Source organism: Rhodoferax sp. GW821-FHT07F03 (genome assembly GCF_059418745.1).
This window is the reverse complement of record NZ_JBWKQM010000005.1, coordinates 215,489-236,833: the sequence shown is the minus strand read 5'-3', so window position 1 is coordinate 236,833 and position 21,345 is coordinate 215,489. Positions and strand designations below refer to the sequence as shown.

Below are 21,345 nucleotides of genomic sequence, written 5' to 3'. Positions count from 1 at the left end.
CATCAAGCTCCCAAAAACGCTTCACGAAACGAATCGTGTGCGGACTTCAAAGACAGATTCGGCAAAGATAAATAGCTGGACAGCTTCTTCAAGCCATAGTCAGCAGCCAACTGCTCTTCAATCCAGTCAGCAGAATCAAAAGCAATATGCTGTTCACTACCAACCTGGGGGTCCAACACCGCATGCAAGGTACGAGCGGACGCACCGCCAAAACCTAGAACCATGCTTGGGTTCCCATGGATTTGGGTCAAAAACAAAGCCAGCTCGAAATCAGCACGCTGCAAAAACGGGACAATCAAATGCATCCAGAAAGTTGCCACCAATGGCCGATATATGGGATCGCTTGGCAACGGCAAAACCAGGCTTTTATCCAAGCGGCTGGAGCTACTGGCCATGACAGGCTGCAATAACAAACCCAGGGCCAGAATCAGCTGACGGGCATTGCCAGCGAAGCCAGAACGTGCGAGCAAACTGTCCAAAGCACCAATAGTTTGCATCTCCAGAAAGTCAGCAAAGGCTGCGTCATACCCTGCGGTATTCAGCTCCAGATCCACGGTCGCAGCCGCCAGGCTCTGCAGAGATGCAGCAGGATCCTGAGACGACGTAGCGCTCGCAGTTAAAGACTCCAGACGCGTCCACAATCTGGACAAGATCAATGGGCTACGTTTGACAAAGGCAGACGGGTCTTCAATATCCATCGTGCCCATTGTCAGAAATGGAAAGCGCCGTTGCGCTTGATCGGTGCTGGCGCGTAAATGCCCTGCAACAGCGCGCTTGCTGCGCGGGCCCATGAAAACAAAGTGCAATGGCGGCACTGCGTCGTAGATGATCTTCCAGCGTGGATCTACAGACAACAGCTCCATTGATTGGGCCAGCCAATCGTCCAGCAAGCCGATGAGCGCACTATTGTCTGCAGCTTTGACAAAGTCTCCACGTGAAGGCAGTTTTCCAAAGTAACCCACTTTGGTGGGAGTGGCAGCGCTGCTCATTGCGAGGCTCCTACAGTGCTAGAAGCAACAGGCACCGGTAGGTTCACAGCCTGAACCGGGTCGGCAGGAGCCGCCGCACCGCCCGCAATGGCTTCGGGCAACTTCATTCCACGCAAGGTAGGCGTACTTCCGCCTTTGTCTGAGGTTGCGCCGGAGACCTGCGAGCTACTGATAATTTTCAGGTCCATCGCCACTGCCACTGCGCCATTGCTCCAGCCCAATTCAAATACGCCACCATCTTTGCGCTTGCGGGTCGCAGAATTAATCAGCCGCTCCAGGCCAAAACGGCCAGGCTGGTTGGCCACCTCCACGGTACGTCCATCAAACGTCACCGCCGTGATCTTGGCACCAGGTACACCTTGCGCATTCGGCCACACGAAATTGGTCCATTGGGCCTGGGTATTACGGTACCGCAGCATCTGGCCGTCGATCTCCACTGTGTATTCCGTCGTACCAGGCGCTGGCAAGGGTTGTATCTGGAACACGGTTTGCGGATCTGAGGCTCCCCCAGCCTGCGCCGCAGCGCCTGCCGCAGCCTGCGGAGCAACCCAGCCTGCGAAATTCGCCGAAACAGACGGCAACAAGTTGATCCCCATATTGGCCCAGGTCTTGGGCGCCAAGGTATCGCCACGCCTCACCACCAATGGCCCCATGGAAGTAGTTACAAATTTGGCTATGGCGCCATCGGCGCCAAAGATCGCTCCGATCTCGGCGCTATTTGCTTCGATTTTGGAGTCCACAGTGAATGGGTACTTTCCTGCCAAGGTCTTTTGGAAGGGTTCGTACACCTGCGCCAGCCAAACCTTGTTCATTTCAGCCTCTGTAGGCTTAACGATTACCGCGAAAGCCTGGATCAGCGGTCGCACCAGCAAGGGACGAATAGCTTGCTTCTGTGCATCGCTCATGCCGGTAAGCATCTGTTCATCTACATACTTCAACCCATCCGACAGTTCGGAACTGCTGCCTTCCAGGGTCTGTTGCATCAATTGCTTTGCTCCAGGTCCCGTATCTCCCTGGTTCTTGATCTGGTTGAAGCGGGTACGTAGCTTGGATAGAGTTTCCATATAGCCGCGCATTAGCGATGCATCCTTATCCTTAACAACCACCAACTTGGCCACGCCCGCAAACTCCTTGCCTACAGGTCCCAAAGGAATTTCAGCGCCAGCGGCTCCCATATTGAGGTTGACGTTTACAGGTACCGGCGCTTGCCCCAGCACCGTCTGCTTGAACCAATCGATGACTCCCGACTGGGCGTTCTTGAGGCCCGCGTTGACCAAGGACGGGTTATCCCAAGATGTCTCCTGGTAAACCGTTGTCACAATCTTGTTGATGGGCGAGGTAACTGGGTCACCCAGTCGGTTCATTGCCGTGACTGCAGACTCAAAACTATTCAGGTCGGCCACCGCCACACCTTGTACAAACTTCTGCCACTCTTTGGCGTATTCGGTCTTGTATTGGTTAACCAAGGCCTTTTGAATTTGCTCGGGGCTGCCCTCCAGGGTTAAATCGTCTTTGGATGCCGTCTTCAGCACCCAGTCACTACTTTGCAGCTCCTTGTTGGCGGCATCCTTGAAAGCTTCTTCAATGTACTTCTCCCAGGCATCGCGTGTGAAGGTTCCGGGAATGACGTAGCTCCCCAGCACCAACTCCTTGTCTTGATCTCCGACAAGGCGGGCTACGGTGACACTGGGAAAGCGAGTGGACGCGCGCGCCTTGACCTCGGCATATACCCGATCCCGTGCTGGCATGCCTCGTACCACACGCCGCAGGCTCTCTCGGGTCTGGTCCACCAAAGTCAGCTTGTTATCCATCTCAGGCCAAGATGGGTCGTTGATCTGTTCCAAGGAAAAACTGATCAAGCGCTCTGCGCTACGAATAAGCTGCTCTCGGGGCATATTGCCGCGATTGCTCTCCAGCCAACCGCGCCAGAAGCGGGTGATCTGGTCATTCAAATGGCCCGTTTCCGCTCGCGACTTGTCTCCCAACATCAAGTAAGTTTTGAGTGCGTTGTAAGCGTCTTCCACACTGGCAGGCGAGACGTCCTTGTATTGTTGTGAACTTTGCGCAGCTCTTGCCTGCTTGTCTGTGGTGGACACGTTGGCAAACTGGGGAGGACGTGACATCGGCTCCAATTTGTCGGCGCCAGCATTGACCTCGCTCAGATAGGCCTCGATATTCGCTGCTACCGGATTCAGCATGACTTCCTTGATGCCGGCGTAGTACTCCTCGCGCAACTTGCGTTCCAGCAGATCCCCCTGGTACAGCCCTAGACCAACTGACAAAGGCTGGCTTGCGTGAAGCTTGCTGAGCTGCTCGATCCGATCTTGCAAAATTTCCAAGGCCTCGAATCGCGACTGCAGATCCAAACGTTTGTCTTGCAGCTTTACCACCTTGTCCAGATCTGCCTGTACATTCGCGGCGAGCTGTTTGTTACCCACATAGGACCAGCTCCAGCCTCCCAATGCCAGGCCAACCAAAGCTGTTGCAACAAAGAACGCGACATAACGCATGCGTGTCTTGGCAGGGCTGGCATATTGCGCAACCAATTGCTTATCCGCAAAGATCACCTGTTTAAACAAATTCAGCAAGAAGAAACCATGCTGTGACCGCACTTCGGTCTGTTCTTGAGGACGCAACTGCAAACCAAACCGTTCGGCAATGCGCTGCGCCGAGGAGCCAGAGGCACTCCCCTCTTGCAAGGCACTCGTGAAATAGAAGCCACGGAATACGGGCTTGAATTGGTAAGGATTTTCCTCAAACAAAGTGGTGATGAAGGATCGTAAAACCCCCTTGATAGAAGAAAACTCCAAGGGAAACGTCAGCACGCCTGCGGGCAGGCGTTCACCCCGACTCATGGACATGCTGGCCAAACTCATATCCTTCAAACCATCATGCAATTCGTCAAACCGGGTATCAAAGAAATTGACGATCTCCTGGCCGCTGCTATAGCGTGCATAAGGCATGGTGGCACCCCAAACACGCTCACTTTCAGACAGCTCGCTACCGGCAAAGAACTCATTGAATCCAGTGATCAAATCCGCCTTGGTGAACATGACGTAGACCGGCGCAAACACCTCCAGTCTCTCGGTCAACTCCTGTACACGCGCGCGTAAATTCTGCGCTAGCGTAATCACGGCTTCTGGCCTGCTGCCAACCAACTCGGCAATGCTTACCGCCATGATGATGCCGTTGATAGGCGCCTGCTTACGGTTTTTCTTCAGCAGGGCCAGAAAGCTAAACCACTCCGCACGGTCTTCGTCGTACACCGAATACCGCCCCGCCGTGTCCAGCAATATGCCATCTGTCGTGAAAAACCAATCGCAATTGCGTGTACCGCCCAGGCCCTGAATGATCTTGCCGTGCTTGTCCGCCAACGGAAACTGCAAGCCTGAATTGACGATTGCCGTACTTTTACCAGCTGCCGGATTGCCAATCACCATGTACCAGGGCAGCTCATATAAAGCAGCAGCGCCCGAGCGCAAACCCAGCTTGGATGTCTTAATGGTGTTGATCGCATCCAACATGCGCTTGCGGATAAGCTCAACTTCATCACGCTGGAAATTGCTGCTTTTAGACACCGATTTATCAGCCTGGCTTTCCAGCATATCGCCTAGCTGTCCGGCTGCACGCTTGGCGCGCCAGCGCTTGAAAAGCTGAAAAGCCAGCCATAGACCAAGCGCCACCAAAAACAAGCCGACCGCCCAAATTGCGGCCAGCTGCATCGTACTGGCACCCAAAAACAAGAAGCCCGCCAGTGCGGCGAACCCAATTACCACCAACGTGTTCGTGTTGGTCAAAAACTGCCAGATTCGTTGCATGTTGTAGTCAATGTCATTGTTGGGACTGGTGCGAAACGCCATTGGCGTCTACGACACAGTCGTTTCGACGGGTTAGGAAGTACAAGGCTGCACGACCATCACCACACGTTCATAAGCGTCCTGGCAGCCAATACACAAGGCAATGCCTTGCTCTACACTTGCTTCATGGTGCGCCAACGCCAGCGCAGTCAAGCTAGATACAGCGCCAGCACTGCCGCAGTCTGCAGCTACTTTCAAACATTGGCTGCGAAAGTCCAGATCAGGAAAAACACTGGCTTCCAGGCTGAACAGTTCCGCCAGCCGACGGTGATCTCCATCACTGGCAATCAAGCTTATCTTCTCAGGCGCAATACCCGCCGCTTGAATGGCATCTTGTACCAGTTGCACCAACAATTCGCCGCTGATTCGCCCACTTGCATCTGCCGATTTATCTCTGCGCCCCAAAGCCATACGGCGCATTTTTGCGTACTGAGCACCGGCAGCCAGCAGCTGAGCCTGCTGCATGTCGGCCAGCAAAAAGCCTACGGCCCCCTCTCCTGGTGTCTGTCCCGACTCGACCTTGGCTTTGCGCAGCTGCCCTGCTTGATCCCAGGCCAGAATACTTTCTTCGCCTATCCAGGATTCACACGCAACAACCACGCATAGGCATGGCGCAGCGAGACGATGGGCCTGCAGCAACACCGCATCCAACTGCGCCAAGGGTTCTGCTTTAGTCGTACCCACCAACTCCAGTTTTTCAAGCGGCCAGCCATGCTGCACCAACTGGTGCTTGAACCACCTTGACGACGCCTGGCACATTTCGTCCGTCCAACGATGGGGCCAAAACGCCAGCAACTGCAGCATTGGCAAAGCCACACCATCGCGCACGGCAGACCCCGTCTTTGCACTCTGGATGTAAGCGGCAAGATGCGGGTGAGAAAGCAACTGCGGCAGCAGCTCTTGCAGCACATCAGTACCCATGCTCAAGGCACGCAACTGCTCATCCGACCAGTTCTGTACAGGTTCGTGAGCAGCACCTTGCCAAGACGTAACTGCATCCAAAACAGCACCACTGTCTAGATCGGTGATGCGCCCGGTTTTAACTGGGAAACCATCCAACGTGGTTAACTCGGTATCCAGTTGCAAACGTATATCCTGAGACTTCAAGGCAACCGCCAACTCCTCAGCGGATGCGCCATGTGGTGACCGCAAAGCAGTGGCCAGAACCGCAAAATGCCAATCACGTTCTGCCGCAGAATTATCCGTATGCACGGCAGGATGAACAGCAGCAGACGCTGCGGCGACTGTCGCTTTTTCTGCGCGGGCTACCACTAAAGCCATTGACTTGCGAAACAGCCAAACACACAGTAAAAAAGCTGCAGGCAATACAAACAAATACAAGACAGCTTCCGAAGCTGCCGGCATTTTGTGGTTGTTACGCCAGTACACCACCATCAGCAACCACACTGCGACGAAGCACAGTACCACCAGTGCGCTGCGCTTGAACCAAGCCAGCATCAGCAACCCACTCTCAAAACAATCAGCATGCGTTTGAGCTCAAGATGTAGTTAAGCCTTGGCTTGCTATCAAGGTAGCGCCGCAAGCAGTTTTGTCGCCATCACGCGCTACCGGCGCACCGTCCACAATCAGCATGGCGTCACCGCTCACAATTTGATTGTCGCCGTGCCCCTTGATAGGACAGGTTACCTTGTCGCCAATCCTCGCCACACCAACGCCACCAGTAACGGTTTGGCCCGATGCAGACACGACCGTCCCGCCATGCGAGGTTTTGTCGCCTAAAACAATAAATGCCTTTCCCATTTGAATCCCTTGTTCTTCTATCTTCTATTAACGTCTTAGTCTATCTGGCACAACGTGGCGTCTAGAGCACACGAGATGATTTCAGAAGTCTTCATGGTTTCTTCAGAACGCCGGGCAAATGCAGTTCGGTATGACCCAGATCCATCATCTTCCAGCGCCCACCCCAGGTCAGCCCCACCGACTCAGCCACTTCGCCATACAAACGGTAGCCTTGCATGGCCCATGGGTCCTTTTCACTGATCACCAATTTTCCATAGCGCATGAAAGCGCAATCGGCAGCAAGGCCATACTGATGGTAGCTTTGAAATGCTGCGACATTGGTCACATTGGGGCCCAATGCTGCAAGCATGTTCTGTCGTTCAGGGCTGCGATAACCTTCCAAAATTGTCATGTCGTAATCGTATTTTTCTTTCATGATTTTGAACACCAGCAGCAGCCGCTGGGTGTACTCACTATTGAGTAATTGCCAGTTGCGACTTGCCGAAACCAACATAGGTCGCACCATTGTTACTTCTTGTGACGTAAAAAAGTCTGGCGGCAAAGGTGGCGGTGGGACCAGTAGTTCACCCCGCAACAATTCCGACACCTGCACGTTCGCGTTGCGGCTGGAATCATCAAAACCTTGCAACATGGATTTGTCACTGAAAAGCAATGCCACAAATGGCGGAAGCAAGATTAAAAAAAGCCCTCCGGCCCATAGCAAAGAATGCCGTTGAAAGCTGCGCGCCAGTCCCACTAGTGCAGCATGGAAAGACAGTCCCAACTGACCCACAGCACGGTCTTTAGAACGCAGCCCACGATGTATGCTGTGCACGCACTTTGCGGCCATGCCTTCAACTTGCCGTAGCACCGTATCGCGTCCTGACGTGAATAGAATCATCCAGGCAATAAAGCAAGCCAATAAGAAGCACACACCAAGAGTGACGAAAAGCACCAAAAGCCTTGCAATGTAGATCAATGAGGAACATGCATTTTGCAGCACCCTGAACAGCCCAAGTCCAGCCCTAGTCGGCCCAGTCTTCTCTCTGCAACCGAGTCAAATGACAAGGAGCACGCGCGTATTCTTGGTAGCGTCTCCGCAAAGGAGCGTCAGAATTCCTCCTCAAACTTGGGGAAGAAAAGTTTGGTTTGGCTATTGCTTGGTGGCGTTGCCATTACGGCTGCGTGGGGGCTCATCAACCGCACGGGATCAAATGCACCAGCGATAGATAAATACACCCCGGCCACAACACCGCCTATTGCAACGACTGCGCCCTCTGCGCCAGCGGTGCCCGAAGCCGTACTGGCCGCTGCACCGCCAGCAGCAACCATCATCAATGTTGATGAAAATTCCTCCAGTCCAACTACCTCAAATGCAAAGGACAGCCATCTGGATCCGCTTACAAACCTGCTGGAAGCTGGCGTCCAAGTACCAAGCAACACGATTAGTGCTGCATTAGGTTCGACGCCAATTACCGCCCCCGTCAAGCCACATGTAACGGCACAACCGACCCAACGTGCAGAACCCGTCAAAGTGGCAGTAGAACGCAGCAAGCCCATCCCGCCACTGCCCTCCAAATCCATGGACCCAATCGACAACGACGTCAGTTTGATTTCAGCCCTGGTGGCCCATACCGAAGTAGAGCCACAGGCCGCACAAAGTCCCTCCAAACGAGTTGCAAAAAAGCCCACACAAGACATCGTGGAACGCCGTGCAGGGGACAGCACGGCCGCACTCATCAAGCGTTGCAAACGCCTAGGTGGAACCGAAGCCAAACTGTGTCAAAAGCGCATATGTGCAGGACATACAACTGAAGCGGCATGCAAGGCCAAGTAAGTCAGGTCTGCGACAAGCCCATATAGCGACATATCTGCAAATCTGAAAACCGCTGAACCATCTCCCGGTACCAAGCGCTACGGGCATAGGGACTAACGAGCTGCAGTACTCCGCGCAACAAACGTCTTCTGCTGGGCGCCACACAATAGCTGTAAGGAAAATCAATCAATTGCGCAGACAAAACTTGCGCAGATAGCTATCAACTTAATAGCAAACAAGATTCTCTGAAGGACCATTGCTGTCAGCGCAATCCAGACGAGCAGCTGCATGGCTGGCTGAATTGAACAGAGATCCAAGAATAGATACGACACCGCGGGCGCAGTCGCAAGCCCACGACAATGGTGAAGAGATATGCAAATCCCGCAAACGACAGTACAAAAGCAAAAGGGTTAGTAGGTTTTCACCTACTAACCCTTGCTATTAATGGTCGGGGCGAAAGGATTCGAACCTTCGACCCTCTGGTCCCAAACCAGATGCGCTACCAGGCTGCGCTACGCCCCGACTAGTCTTCTATTCTACAACGACTTTTGGGCTGATTTGGAGCCCGGCGAATTTATTCACACATTCGCCATCAAATCTGCACGCTGCGCGGCCCGTGCCACAGCCTCTGCAGCAGGGTGTACCGCTGCGTCACGGATAAACAGCCCTGTGCCTTGCATCTTGGCATCATGCTTGGCCAACGCAGCGGCATTGGCGACATCTTCGGCCTGCGCATACTGGCCGCGCCGTATGCGGATGGCCCCAATCGACAACGTGGTGAAAGGGAAAAAACGGGGTATGCCTTGGCGGTCTTCGGCGTAAATGCCGCCTTGCAGGCGTGCAGCATCGTCAAACAGGGCCAAGGCCCGCTCACTGAATTCCTGCACGATGATTTCACAGCGCTGTACCCAGTCATTGCTTTGGAATAGAAAAATGAAATCGTCACCACCCACATGGCCCACAAAGTCGCGCTTGGCGTCACAGTGCGACAAGGCAAGCTTAGCCACCAGGCGGATCATTTCATCGCCACGCCAGTACCCATAATGGTCGTTGAAAGGCTTGAAATGGTTCAGGTCGGCATAGCAGGCCACAAAGTCGGCTCCGGCTTCCATCAGGCGCTCTATATGCTGACTGATAGGAATATTGCCCGGCAAGAAAGTGAGCGGATTCGCATGGCGCGCGGCTTCCAGCCGCACCTCGGTCACCGAGCGCACCAGTTGGTCGCCGGTTCCCAATCCCAAATAACGCCCGTTTTCAGTCACGATGAAGCCTTCGGTCAGATAGCGCTGATCTTGGGACGTCAGGATGCCCACCAGCTCATCCACGTTGTGGTCACGCTCCACCAGGCGCGGCGCATGGTTGGCGTTCAGCAAACAAGGCTTGCGGCCGTGCACCTCCCGGTAGTACGGCGTGGCGTAATGGGTCATGAACTGGTGCCGGTTCACCAAAGCCAAAGGTCTTTCTTGGTCCACGATAGCAATCGCATGCAACTCGGGATGGCGCAGAAACATGGCCGACAACTGGTCGTTGGTAGTGTGGATGCCGGCGCAGGGTGCGTTTTGAACGGCGAGTCCACGCAGCACGCCCGAACGCGAAACCCGTCCCGACGCCGGGAAGATTGACACCAGCGAGTCGCTCAATACCTGGATGGCCTCGTTCTTGGCTTTCACCCGTGGCGACGCAGCAGGCCGCCCCAGCAAATAGCCTTGGCCATAGGCCAGATCCAGGTCACGCAGCACCCGCAAATCATCTTCAGTTTCAATGCCCTCAGCCACCAACTGGGTACCAAAAATAGTGGCGATCTGCTTCAAGGCTTGCAGCGTTTGCAGATTGTCAGCGTGCTGCGAAATTTCCTTGGTGAAGTACTTGTCGATCTTCACAATCTCGGGCTTGACCTGTGACCATAGGCGTAAGCTGGAGCGGCCATCGCCAAAATCATCCAGCGCCAAAGACATGCCCGCCGCGCGCACCTCGCGGGCTACGCCAATCAGTTGCGCCATATCATTGACGCGCTCATGCTCGGTCAACTCCAGCACCAGCATGCGCGGCAAGACTCCATAACCACGCACCGTATCGATCAGTTTCTGGCAGCCCTGGCGACTCACCACCTCCACCAGCGCATCGGCACTGATGTTGACAAACAGACGCCCAGGCTCCTGCAGGCGCCCCCAGCCTTCCAGCGCAACGCGCACGCAATACAGCTCAAACTCGAACAGCAGATTTTCAGAGCGTGCTGCAGCAAACAGCGCATCGGCCCCCAGCAACGCAGCACCTGGCGAGCTGCGGATCAAGGCTTCATGCGCATAAACATTGCCGCTACGCAAGTCCACGATGGGCTGAAACACCGAGTGCAAGGCATTGGCACGCATCAATTGAGCCAAAACGCCCTGCCCCAGGCGCACACGCTCCGGCTGATAGCCCAGACTCAAACTCGGCGCATCCACCATAGAAGCATTCACCATTCCACTCCACCGGTCATGACAATCGTTCAAGTTAATACAGTGCTGTGACAGAGCGATGAAACGGGGTGCATCTGCTATTGTTTTTTTGCAAATCATCAAAAACCATATAAACTATATAAATCGTTTAAAGGATTTTTTTGATGACTATCAGCCCCAAAGTTGCAAGCACCACCGCAGCCCCCACCTTGCCCGCAACAGTAACCGCGCCTGCGGTTGAAAAGTCTCCTGTTGCCAAACCGGCCGCCACCAAAACGGTTGCCGTCAAGATTAGCAGCGCAGCCAAAGCGCCCGCCCCCAAGGCAAAGGCCGTAAAAACCAAGACTGTGAAAAGCCCGGTGGCTGCCGCCGCTGCCAAGCCCAAGGCAGTTGCTGCCAGCAAGCCCACCAAGGTCAAGAAGCCCAAGCTGGTACGTGACAGCTTCACCATTCCCAAAGCCGAATATGTGGTGCTGGACGAGTTGAAGCAACGCACTATCAAACTGGCACAACCCGCCAAGAAAAGTGAATTGCTGCGAGCCGGCATCAAGGCCCTGGCCGCCATGTCGGACAGCGCGCTGCGCACCGCCCTGCAAGCCGTACCCGCCATCAAAACCGGCCGCCCTGCAGCCGCCAGCGCAGATGTGCCGGCAGCCGCTAAAAAAACCCTCAAGAAGGTCGCCAAAAAGGCCTGATTCGGCGACGCATTTGGCGTCCAGGCTGCCATGCCGTGGCGCTGGAAGGTGAACTAAATTGTCTCCGGCCCCTGCACGGATACAACTACGGTCTGCGCCTGGCCGTCCCGCTCACGCCGGCGCAGCCACCACACCGCACCCTTGCGCACCGGCAGCTCCAACTCCCGCAGGCCCAGCAATTGGGCAATCGTCTGCCCCAGGGTAGGTTGATGCCCCACCAGCAGCACTGCAGACTTGCTGTCGGGCCACTGCGCTGCAGCCAACAACTGTTCTGGCGAACAGCCCGGAGCCAGGTCCGGACGCAGCTTGTAGCGACGCCCCAGGGCTTGCACGGTTTGCTCCGTGCGGCGCGCGGGGCTTGCCAGCACCCGCGTACTCTCGGGCAAATGGCGGTCCAGCCACTGCGCCATGCGCTGGGCCTGCTTGCTACCGCGCGAGGTCAGGGCTCGGTCCATGTCGCCCAGGGTTTCACTCCCCTCTTCAGCTTCGGCATGGCGCCACAAGACCAGATCCATGGTGTTTACGCGTCGTGCGCCCGTCGGTGAAGGCCATAACGCCCCATCAGCGCGGCCTGCGCGCCATGACCTTCTGGCTGCTGCACACGCACATACTGGCCGCCCGCAACCATGTCCCAGGCATCGCGCTGGTCCAGCAGATACGGCACCAGGCACTCATCAATCACACGTTGGCGCAGCTGCGGGTCGGTCACCGGCCAGGCCAGCTCGATACGGCGCAGCATATTGCGGTTCATCCAGTCTGCGCTCGACAGGTACAAATCTTCCTGCTCGGCGCTGCGGAAATAAAACACCCGTGAATGCTCCAGAAAGCGCCCGATGACAGAGCGCACGCGAATATTCTCTGTACTGCCTGGCTCCTGCGCGGGCAGCATGCAGGCACCGCGCACGACCAGGTCGATCTTCACACCCTGCTGGCCTGCCAGCATCAGGGCCGCGATCAGGTGCTCGTCGGTCAGCGCATTCATCTTGGCCACGATGCGGCCCGGCACGCCCTGGGCTGCAGCCTTGCCGACGGCGCGCACCTTGTCGATCAATTTATCGTGCAGCTCGAAGGGAGCCAGCCACAGGCGCTGCAAGCGGGGCAATTTGCTCAAGCCAGCAATGTGCACGAACACATGCTCCATGTCGCCGGTCAGGGCCGGGTCGGCCGTCAGATAGCTCAGGTCGGTGTACAGCCGCGCAGTGCGCGGGTTGTAGTTGCCGGTGGACAAATGACCGTAGCGGCGCAGCTGCTTGCCCTCGCGGCGCGTCACCAGCAGCATCTTGGCGTGGGTCTTCAGACCCACCACGCCATACACCACCTGGGCGCCGATGGATTCCAGCATCTCGGCCCAATTGATATTCGCCTCTTCGTCGAAACGGGCTTTCAGCTCCAGCACCACGGTGACTTCCTTGCCGCGGCGCACAGCCTCGCGCAGCAAGGCCATCAGCTCGGAATCAGCACCAGTGCGGTAAATAGTCTGCTTGATGGCCAGCACCTGCGGGTCGTTGACGGCCTCGCGCAAAAAGGCCAGCACCGCGTCAAAACTCTCGAACGGCTGGTGGATCAGTACATCGCCCTGCTTCAACCGGTCGAAAAATGACTGCCCCTGCGTCAGCTGCTGGGGCCAGCTGGCATGGAAAGGCGGGAACAGCATGGACGGCCGGTTCACCAGATCGATCAGCTGCGTCAGGCGCGCCAGGTTCACCGGGCCATGCACGCGGTACAGCGCCTGCTCGGGCAGCTTGAACTGTTTCAGCAGAAAGGCCGACAGGTATTCCGAACAGTCCGCCGACACCTCCAGACGCACAGCCTGCCCGTAGTGGCGTATCTCCAGCCCCTGGCGTAACGCGGTGCGCAGGTCGCGTACCTCGTCTTCGTCCACCGCCAGGTCGGAATGGCGGGTGACGCGGAACTGCGAAAACTGCCCCACCGTGCGCCCGGTAAACATCTCTTGCAGATGGGCCCGGATCACGCTGGACAACGACACAAACAGAACGCGCTTGCCCGACACCGCATCTGGCATGCGGATGAAGCGCGGCAGTACGCGCGGCACCTTGACGATGGTGATGTCGTTCTCGCGGCCAAAAGCGTCTTCGCCGGTTAGCCGCACGATGAAGTTCAACGACTTGTTGGCCACCTGGGGAAACGGGTGCGACGGGTCCAGGCCCACCGGCATCAGCAGGGGGCGTACCTCGCGGTCAAAGTAGGCTTTGACCCAGCGTCGCTGCTCGGGATTGCGTTCGCCGTGCGAAATGATCTGGAAGCCCTCTTTCTCGAAGGCCGGCATCAGATGCTGGTTGTACAAAGCGTATTGGCGCGCCACCAGGTCGTGTGCCGCAGCAGCCAGCTTCTTGAAGGAATGGACGCTGTAGACGCCTTGGTAGTCGTTGTTCTGCGCGGCGATCAGATGCGGTGCACCCCGCACCTCAAAAAACTCGTCCAGATTGGACGACACAATGCACAGATAGCGCAAACGCTCCAGCAGAGGCACGTCGGCGCGCACCGCCCAGTCCAGCACCCGCTCGTTGAAGGCCAGGATGCTGTGGTCGCGGTCCAGCAAGGGCACGGCAGGCAAATTGGCGGAAGCAGCGGGAGGTTTTTTATGCTGAGACATCAGGTCTTTATAGAGGCTATACAAGGCACGCGGCGCGCGATGCTAATCGCAAGTGTCCCCTCATTTGATGACAGTAATGTGTCAATCCAATGACGACACAAAGCACTAGCCTCTGCAATATTTTTGATAGCAAAAACAGCATAGCCATTTATGCTTTTAGCGCAGGTATTGTCTGCGCTAGGCGCCATCATTTTGATAGCATTTTTTGTATAAGCATCAATGGAAATCTCGGCTGCTGGTGGTCAGTTCACCCAGCAGATGGCTGGCGTCGCGCAAATGCTGCGCCAGCAGGTGGCGTACTTCGCCCACGCGTTGCCACTGGCCGTAGACCGCCAGCAATTGGGAGTGCAGCAGCTGCGTCCGTTGGCTATCGCGCAGACTCTTGCGCACGATCACGTTGACGCTGCCGGTTTCGTCCTCCAGCGTCACGAACACAATGCCCTTGGCCGTGCCCGGCTGCTGCCGCACAGTGACCAGGCCGCAGGCGCGCACCACGCGGCCCGTCGCCGCCTCGGGCAGCGCAAACAGCTCTGCGGCCGAGAGCAGGCGTTTGCTGCGCAAATACGGCCGCAGCAGGGCCACCGGGTGGCGCCGCAGCGTCATGCCCAGCGCTGCGTAGTCCCAAACGATTTCTTCGGACTCAGGGGCTGCCTCCAGCGCCAGCAGATCCTCATATACCGGTGCATCGCGCAGCAACGCTGGTGTGGCGTGCAGGGCCGACGCGTCCCACACCTGCTGGCGCCTATGGCCCGACAGGCTGGCCAGCGCATCGGCACGGGCCAACGCGTTCAGCGTGGCGGCATCCAGTTGGGCGCGCAGGGCCAGGTCTTCGGTGTTATGGAACGGCTGGGCGGCACGCGCCTCCATCAGACGCTGCATCGGCTTCTGCGACACGCCAGACACCAGGCGCAGCCCCAGACGTACCGCAGGTTGCGGCAACCGGCCCGGCTGCAGCGGCCCACCGCTCTCCAGCGTGCAGTCCCAGTCGCTATGCGTCACGTCCGCCGGCCGAACCTCGACACCGTGACGCTGCGCGTCCTGTACCAGCTGCGACGGGCCGTAAAAGCCCATGGGCAGCGAGTTCAGCATGGCCGCCAGAAAGCAGGCCGGCTCGTGGCATTTCATCCAGGCGCTGTCGTAGACCAGCAGCGCAAAGCTGGCGGCATGGCTCTCAGGGAAGCCATAGTCGCCAAAGCCCTGCATCTGACGGAAGATGGCTTCGGCGAACTCAGGTTCGTAGCCACGCGCAGCCATGCCATCCATGATGCGCTGGTGGAATTTCTCCAGCCCGCCCTTGCGCTTCCAGGCGGCCATGGCGCGACGCAGCTCGTCCGCCTCGCCGGCGCTGAAGCCGGCGGCGATCATCGCGATCTGCATCACCTGCTCCTGGAAGATCGGTACGCCCTTCGTGCGCTCCAGCGCCGGACGCAGCTTCTCATTCGGCAAAGTTTCGGGCTCCAGCCCCTGCCGCCGCCGCAGATACGGATGCACCATGCCGCCCTGTATCGGCCCGGGCCGCACGATGGCCACCTGCACCACCAGGTCGTAATACTCACGCGGCCGCAGCCGGGGCAGCATGCTCTGCTGGGCCCGTGATTCGATCTGGAACACGCCTATGGTGTCGGCGGCGCAGCACATGTCATAAGTGGCGTCGTCACCGTCCTTGATGTGCTGCCGCGTAAAGGCATAGCCGCGCCACTGGCGGATGAAGTTCTGGCAGCGGTGCATAGCCGTCAGCATGCCGAGTGCCAACACGTCCACCTTCAGCAGGCCCAGTGCGTCAATGTCGTCCTTGTCCCATTCGATAGTGGTGCGCTCTTGCATGGACGCGTTGCGCACCGGCACGGTGGAGGTGAGTCGGTCGCCGGTCAGCACAAAACCACCGGTGTGCTGCGACAGATGGCGCGGAAAGCCGACCAGAGCCGGTGCCAGCTCCAGCAGCAGCGCGATGGCCTTGGCGGCCGGGTCGGCGCCGATTTCGCGCAGGCGCTCGGGCATAGCCTCGGGGTCGTCCCACCAGACATGGTTGTGGGCCAGTGCCTCCAGCATGTCCAGCGGCAAGCCCAGTGCCTTGCCCACGTCGCGGATCGCGCTGCGCGAGCGGTAGCTAACCACGGTGGCCGTCAGTGCCGCGCGGTGCCGACCGAAGCGGATGTACAGGTACTGGATGACCTCCTCGCGCCGCTCGTGCTCAAAGTCCACATCGATGTCCGGCGGCTCGTTACGCTCGCGGCTGATGAAGCGCTCGAACAGCAGGCTGCTGCGCATCGGGTCCACCTCGGTGACATGCAGACAGTAGCACACCACCGAATTGGCAGCCGAGCCCCGGCCCTGGCACAAGATGTCTTGGCTGCGCGCAAAGCGCACGATGTCGTAGACGGTCAAGAAATACTTCTCATAGCGCAGCTCGCCAATCAGCGCCAGCTCATGCTCCAGCCGCTGCAGCACACCGTCCGGCACGCCGCCCGGGTAGCGCTGGGCCGCACCGGCCAGCGCGCTGAGGCGCAAAAAGCTGGCCGGCGTGTGGCCCTGCGGCACCACCTCATGCGGGTACTCGTATTGCAGCTCATCCAGGTTGAAGGTACACAGCGCGGCAACCAGCAGGCTCTCCTGCAGCAGTTCGATCGGGTACAGGCCGGCCAGCCGCACGCGGGTGCGCAGATGGGCCTCGGCATTCGGCTCCAACGCAAAACCGCACTCAGCGATTGGTCGGCCCAACCGGACGGCGGTGATCACGTCATGCAGGCGCTTGCGCGAACGCACATGCATCAATGCCCCGCTGGCTGCCACCAGGCGCAAGCCACTGCGTTGGCCGACCTGCTGCAGCGTGTGCAGCCAGCGCGCATCGTCCATGCGCTGCAGCAATTCCACCGCGATCCAGCTGCGCTGCGGAAACAGGCGCTGCAGCCACTCGGCGCGGGCGCTGATGTGGTCTACATCCATTTCATCCATCCGGCGCTGCGGTGCGAACAAAGCCAGGCATTCATTCAATGCGCCAGCGTGGGCATCCCAATGCGCGGCATCCTGGCGGTAAGGGTCTTTTTCGGTGCGGCTGCCAGCGCGGCACCGTGTGATCCATTCACACAGCTGGCCGTAACCACGCCGGTTGCGCGCCAGCAGTACCAGCGTACCGCCGCCCTCCCCCTGCAGTGTGAATTCGGCGCCGATCAGCAGATGCAGCGGCGTGCCGCGCGCCGCCACATGGGCTCGCACCACGCCGGCCACCGAACATTCGTCGGTGATCGCCAAAGCCGTGTAACCCAGCTTGAGGGCGCGCGCCACCAACTCCTGCGGGTGCGAGGCCCCGCGCTGGAAACTGAAGTTGCTCAGGCAGTGCAGCTCGGCATAACCCGGCAAGGCCGTGGTGTTGGAGGTGGCGCGGCTATCCATACACACCGTGCAGATACCAGCCCATCGCACCGCGCAGACGTTCGCGGTATACCCAGAGCAGGCCCGATGTCGCGCTGTGGGCGATGAAATAGTCGCGCAAGGTCAGGTCGCCCCCGTGCCCGTCCCCCTGCCCATCCCACCAGCCGGACTCAATACGCTCCGGCCCGGCCAGCAGGGTTAGCGGGCCCTGGTACACCGGCCGGTGGCCGTCCATGCCCAGCGGCAGCGGGCTGCGCAGTATCCAGGGCGGGTGCGAGGCCTGGGCCGGGTCCGGCGTGATTGGCTTGCCGGCCGCCGCAGTGCTGGCCGCGGCCCAGGTCTGCATGTGCTGCGGCCGGTGGTCGGCCACGGCCTGGGCACGCAGCACCTGCTGCGGCCCGAGCCGGGCGGCAACACGCTCGATGAACTGCTGCAGCGACTCACCGCGCACCTGGTCCCCCGGCAGCAGGCTCTGGCTGCCGACCTGCAGCCGCTCCACACCCAGCGCCTCCAGCGTGATGGCCACCACCGGTGCGGCCAGCGGGGTGTGGGCCAAATGCTCTGCCAGCAACTTGGCCAGGTGGGATGTATCGCGCGTGGCCTCGGCGGTGCGGACTTCCATAGACCCGGCCGCCGCCTCGCTACGGCGCTGCATATCGTGCTCCCAGTGCAGACGCACACCGATAGCGCCGCTTTGCCGCGCCTGCAGCCAGGCTTTCAGCTGCAGCAGCAGGCGCTGCACGCCAAACAACATGCCCTGCGCCACCTCGATGCGGCCGCTGAACTCCAGCCGCAGGCGGAACTGCTCGGGTAGCGCCACCCAGGGGTAGATTTCCGGCTTCAACCCGTACGCCCGGTCCAGTGCATCCAGCACGCCGGCACCAAAACGCCGCGACACGCCCGCGCGCGGCAACGCCCGCACCTGGCCCAGGCTGCGGCAGCCCAGGCGCTGCAGGGTCGGCAGATGGCGGGCCAGCGCCGCCAGGCAATGCAGCGGCAAGCTGTCCAGCGTGCTCTGCAAGGTCTGCGGTTTGCAGCCCGCCAGCGGGCCACTGTGCTGCTTCAGCAATGCCAATGCGCCCAACGCAGTAGGCGCCACCGCCAGATGGCAGTGTTGCCACAGCGCAGCCTGCTGCTGCACCGCCCGCACCAGATCGCGCTTGCCGTGGAACAGGCGCAGGCTGGCTTCTACCTCCAGCAGTACCGCCTGCTCCACCAGACAGACGCGCGGGCTGAACTGCAGCATCGCCCAGGCCAGGGCCTGCAGCAGCGCGCCGGTGTCCGCGATCGGGTCCGGCGCCGCCTCCGCTTCGGCTTTCGCCTCAAGCGGTGGTGGAAGGGGTGCGAGGGCGATCCACAGCATGGAGCGGGGCGAAAAAAGGCGCCGGCACCCGTGCCGGCTTCACCAGCGCCGGCGGTAGCGCCGGCAGCAACAGCAAGGGGCGGTCCAGCGTCGGGCCACGGCGCTTCAGGACGCTGATCTCCAGCCGGTGCCCGGGCGCACTGCCCATGCGGATACGCAGCGGCGCGGGCGAAGACGCGTCTTGCGCCAGCAGCGGGCGGAACGCGAACACCAGCGGTGCCTGCGCCTGGTTGGCGCTTTGCGCGGCCATGTGCAGGCGGCGCAGCTGGTCGGAGCGTGCATGGGCCAGCCAGACCAGCACAGCGCCTACATCGCGGCAGCGCAGCGCCTGCTCGGTGGCCCACAGCTGGTCTGCCGCGCGCTCGGCGTCGATGCGCAGCAGCGCATCCATGGCCAGGCCCTGGCAGGCCAGCGCCGGCATATTCGGCAGCAGCGGGCTGCCCACCAGCACCACCGTGCCGACCACCGCCCGCAGGGCCGGCAGCAGCAGGCGCCATTCGTGCACGCCGTGCTGGGCCTGCAGGATTTCCGTCAGGCTGCCGCAGGGCCAGCCGCTGCCGGGCAAGGCGGCATCCAGCAGCGCATGGCCGCTGGACACGGTGGCCGTGGCGCCCAGGCTCAACTCGCTGGCGCGCCAGACGGTGTCGAGAAAGGGAACGGTGTTGCCGGGCATGGGGTGTTTTCTCAGTTAACTGTTTAAATATACAGTATTTTGAATAGACTGGCAGCTTGTGGAAGCCTCTCAGGCCCAGGTGTGCTGCTGGTGTGTAATGGCGCTCCGCACACAGAAAGACACACTCCATGGGCCCGCAGGAACCAGCCATCCCTCCCCTACCCGGCAGCCCACTGCGCAATGCGGTCGCCGGTCTGTCCGTGGCCGGCTTGCTGATCCCCGAAGCCATTGCCTACGCGGGCATTGCCGGTGTGGCGCCGCAGCACGCCATTGTGTCCAGCGTGGCCGGGCTGCTGGCCTATGCCGCCCTGGGCGGTAGCCGGTATGCCATCGTGTCGCCCACTTCTTCGTCTGCCACCATCCTGGCCGCCGCGGTTGCCACGCTGGTGGCCGCGGGCTTCAACACCGCCAGCGCGCTGATGCTGTCATCGGCCATGGTGCTGCTGGTAGGCGCATTGTTTGCACTGAGTGCGGCCGCCCGCATAGGCCATCTGGCGGCCTTCATCTCGCGGCCGGTGCTGCGCGGCTTTGCCTTTGGCCTGGCCGTGACCATCGTCATCAAACAGCTGCCGCATATCGCGGGCGTGGCCGCGCATGGCACAAGCGCCCCCCAGATTCTGTGGCAGCTGCTGCGGGACCTACCGGCCTGGAACCCCTGGACGCTGGGCCTGGGCTGCGGCGCCTATGTCTGCCTGCGGCTGCTGAAACGCATTGCCCTGTTTCCCGCCGCGTTGGCTGTGATGCTGCTGGGCATGGCGGCCGCTGCGCTGCTGGACCTGCCAGCGCACGGCGTGCCCCTGGTGGGCACCATTGACATGGGCCACATCCATCTGGCATGGCCGACGTTGGACCACAACGCCTGGCTGCGTGTGGCCGAGCTGGCGGTCCCGCTGGTGGTAATTCTGTACGCCGAGTCCTGGGGCTCCATACGTACGCTGGCGCTCAAGCACAACGACGTGGTGGAACCCAACCGCGAGCTGGCGGCCCTGGGCGCGGCCAATCTGGCGTCGGGCATCTTCCAGGGCTTGCCGGTGGGCGCCGGATTCTCTGCCAGCGCGGCCAACGAGGATGCTGGAGCGCAAGGCAAGTCCGCCGGTCTGCTGGCCGCCCTGGTCATTTTTGTGCTGGTGCTGCTGGCTGGCCCCTGGCTGGCCCTGCTGCCGCAGCCAGTGCTGGCCGCGGTGGTTGTGTCGGCCCTGACGCATGCGCTCAACCCGCGCCCCTTGCTGACCCTGTGGCGCCTGGGGCGGGACGAGGTACTGGCCATTTGCGCCGTGCTGGCCGTCATCGCCCTGGGGGTGCTACAAGGCATGCTGCTGGCCGTGCTGCTGTCCATCGTGGCGGCCGTGCGGCGCTTTTCACAAACGCGGGTCAGCGTGCTGGGCGAGCTGCCGGGCACGCATGACTTCATCGATGCGGCCCGCCACCCGGAAGCCCGGCTGCACCCTGGCGTACTGGTGGTGCGCCCGGAGGCACCGCTGTTCTTTGCCAACGCCGAGCAGATCCTGGCCGAGGTGCGCCGGCTGGCCGAAGCCCAGGCGGCGCCGCTGACCATCGTGCTCAGCCTGGAGGAAAGCACCGACCTGGACAGCACCGCCGTGGAGACCCTGGCAGAGTTCCACAGCTGGGCCCTGCGCACAGGCCACCGCCTGCTGCTGGCCCGGGTGAAAGAAAGCGTGCGCGAGTTGCTGCTACGCGGGCCCGGCCCTAGCGCCAGCACCGTCTGCTTCTGGAGCGTGGCCGATGCGGTGCATGCGGCTATAGATAGAAACAGCCGCTAGCGCAGGCAAT

Annotated in this window: 14 protein-coding genes and 1 tRNA gene; 3 read left to right on the top strand and 12 right to left on the bottom strand. The window is 59.9% G+C overall.

Annotated features, from left to right (window positions below; translation table 11 throughout):
* Positions 1-2: 2 nt before the first annotated feature.
* The 5 genes from tagF to AC07R0_RS09220 form a co-directional block, all read right to left on the bottom strand.
* Positions 3-989, bottom strand: coding sequence for a type VI secretion system-associated protein TagF (gene tagF / locus AC07R0_RS09240; protein ID WP_495104575.1), 987 nt, complete (start codon positions 987-989; stop codon positions 3-5).
* Entirely contained in the window at positions 986-4,807 is a 3,822-nt protein-coding gene (gene tssM, locus AC07R0_RS09235; protein ID WP_495104670.1) for a type VI secretion system membrane subunit TssM, read from the bottom strand. Before tssM ends, tagF begins: the two co-directional genes overlap by 4 nt.
* A gap of 72 nt (positions 4,808-4,879) precedes the next feature.
* Positions 4,880-6,304, bottom strand: a complete 1,425-nt coding sequence (locus AC07R0_RS09230; RefSeq protein WP_495104574.1) for a hypothetical protein — start codon at positions 6,302-6,304, stop codon at positions 4,880-4,882.
* Positions 6,305-6,343: 39 nt separating this feature from the next.
* Positions 6,344-6,607: a PAAR domain-containing protein gene (locus AC07R0_RS09225; RefSeq protein WP_495076129.1), complete on the bottom strand. Its 264-nt coding sequence runs from the start codon at positions 6,605-6,607 to the stop codon at positions 6,344-6,346.
* A 91-nt stretch (positions 6,608-6,698) separates the two neighbouring features.
* Positions 6,699-7,544, bottom strand: coding sequence for a M15 family metallopeptidase (locus tag AC07R0_RS09220; protein ID WP_495096913.1), 846 nt, complete (start codon positions 7,542-7,544; stop codon positions 6,699-6,701).
* Between the two features lie 36 nt (positions 7,545-7,580).
* Here AC07R0_RS09220 and AC07R0_RS09215 point away from each other — a divergent pair, with 36 nt between their 5' ends.
* On the top strand, positions 7,581-8,423 hold the full coding sequence (locus AC07R0_RS09215) for a hypothetical protein (protein WP_495104573.1): 843 nt from the start codon (positions 7,581-7,583) through the stop codon (positions 8,421-8,423).
* Between the two features lie 424 nt (positions 8,424-8,847).
* On the opposite strand, the gene AC07R0_RS09210 is transcribed toward AC07R0_RS09215, so the two are convergent.
* Positions 8,848-8,924, bottom strand: a tRNA-Pro gene (locus AC07R0_RS09210).
* Between the two features lie 56 nt (positions 8,925-8,980).
* Positions 8,981-10,864, bottom strand: a complete 1,884-nt coding sequence (locus AC07R0_RS09205; protein WP_495104572.1) for an EAL domain-containing protein — start codon at positions 10,862-10,864, stop codon at positions 8,981-8,983.
* Between the two features lie 140 nt (positions 10,865-11,004).
* On the opposite strand from AC07R0_RS09205, the gene AC07R0_RS09200 reads away from it, so the two are divergent.
* Complete coding sequence (locus tag AC07R0_RS09200) at positions 11,005-11,535, top strand: hypothetical protein (protein ID WP_495104571.1); 531 nt, start codon at positions 11,005-11,007, stop codon at positions 11,533-11,535.
* Positions 11,536-11,588: 53 nt separating this feature from the next.
* On the opposite strand, the gene sixA is transcribed toward AC07R0_RS09200, so the two are convergent.
* From sixA to imuA, 5 genes are all read right to left on the bottom strand, one after another.
* Entirely contained in the window at positions 11,589-12,050 is a 462-nt protein-coding gene (gene sixA, locus AC07R0_RS09195; protein WP_495076134.1) for a phosphohistidine phosphatase SixA, read from the bottom strand.
* Positions 12,051-12,055: 5 nt separating this feature from the next.
* Positions 12,056-14,149, bottom strand: a complete 2,094-nt coding sequence (gene ppk1 / locus AC07R0_RS09190; RefSeq protein ID WP_495104570.1) for a polyphosphate kinase 1 — start codon at positions 14,147-14,149, stop codon at positions 12,056-12,058.
* A 216-nt stretch (positions 14,150-14,365) separates the two neighbouring features.
* Positions 14,366-17,539 (bottom strand): error-prone DNA polymerase, encoded by a 3,174-nt coding sequence (locus tag AC07R0_RS09185; RefSeq protein WP_495104569.1) that lies wholly within the window; start codon positions 17,537-17,539, stop codon positions 14,366-14,368.
* Complete coding sequence (locus AC07R0_RS09180; protein WP_495104568.1) at positions 17,532-18,881, bottom strand: Y-family DNA polymerase; 1,350 nt, start codon at positions 18,879-18,881, stop codon at positions 17,532-17,534. The genes AC07R0_RS09185 and AC07R0_RS09180 overlap by 8 nt, the downstream gene beginning before the upstream one ends.
* Positions 18,841-19,554 (bottom strand): translesion DNA synthesis-associated protein ImuA, encoded by a 714-nt coding sequence (gene imuA / locus AC07R0_RS09175; protein WP_495104567.1) that lies wholly within the window; start codon positions 19,552-19,554, stop codon positions 18,841-18,843. Before imuA ends, AC07R0_RS09180 begins: the two co-directional genes overlap by 41 nt.
* A gap of 128 nt (positions 19,555-19,682) precedes the next feature.
* On the opposite strand from imuA, the gene AC07R0_RS09170 reads away from it, so the two are divergent.
* The gene (locus AC07R0_RS09170; protein ID WP_495104566.1) at positions 19,683-21,335 is read left to right on the top strand and encodes a SulP family inorganic anion transporter; all 1,653 of its coding nucleotides are present in this window, start codon (positions 19,683-19,685) and stop codon (positions 21,333-21,335) included.
* The last annotated feature ends 10 nt before the right edge of the window (positions 21,336-21,345 follow it).

Excerpts from the sequence above, each read along its gene's own strand:
- AC07R0_RS09200 (WP_495104571.1), top strand. The coding sequence starts at position 11,005 with ATGACTATCAGCCCCAAAGTTGCAAGCACCACCGCAGCCCCCACCTTG.
- tssM (WP_495104670.1), bottom strand. The coding sequence starts at position 4,807 with ATGCAACGAATCTGGCAGTTTTTGACCAACACGAACACGTTGGTGGTA.
- tagF (WP_495104575.1), bottom strand. The coding sequence starts at position 989 with ATGAGCAGCGCTGCCACTCCCACCAAAGTGGGTTACTTTGGAAAACTG.
- AC07R0_RS09225 (WP_495076129.1), bottom strand. The coding sequence starts at position 6,607 with ATGGGAAAGGCATTTATTGTTTTAGGCGACAAAACCTCGCATGGCGGG.
- AC07R0_RS09205 (WP_495104572.1), bottom strand. The coding sequence starts at position 10,864 with ATGGTGAATGCTTCTATGGTGGATGCGCCGAGTTTGAGTCTGGGCTAT.
- AC07R0_RS09170 (WP_495104566.1), top strand. The coding sequence starts at position 19,683 with ATGGGCCCGCAGGAACCAGCCATCCCTCCCCTACCCGGCAGCCCACTG.
- AC07R0_RS09185 (WP_495104569.1), bottom strand. The coding sequence starts at position 17,539 with ATGGATAGCCGCGCCACCTCCAACACCACGGCCTTGCCGGGTTATGCC.
- AC07R0_RS09230 (WP_495104574.1), bottom strand. The coding sequence starts at position 6,304 with ATGCTGGCTTGGTTCAAGCGCAGCGCACTGGTGGTACTGTGCTTCGTC.
- ppk1 (WP_495104570.1), bottom strand. The coding sequence starts at position 14,149 with ATGTCTCAGCATAAAAAACCTCCCGCTGCTTCCGCCAATTTGCCTGCC.
- imuA (WP_495104567.1), bottom strand. The coding sequence starts at position 19,554 with ATGCCCGGCAACACCGTTCCCTTTCTCGACACCGTCTGGCGCGCCAGC.
- AC07R0_RS09180 (WP_495104568.1), bottom strand. The coding sequence starts at position 18,881 with ATGCTGTGGATCGCCCTCGCACCCCTTCCACCACCGCTTGAGGCGAAA.
- sixA (WP_495076134.1), bottom strand. The coding sequence starts at position 12,050 with ATGGATCTGGTCTTGTGGCGCCATGCCGAAGCTGAAGAGGGGAGTGAA.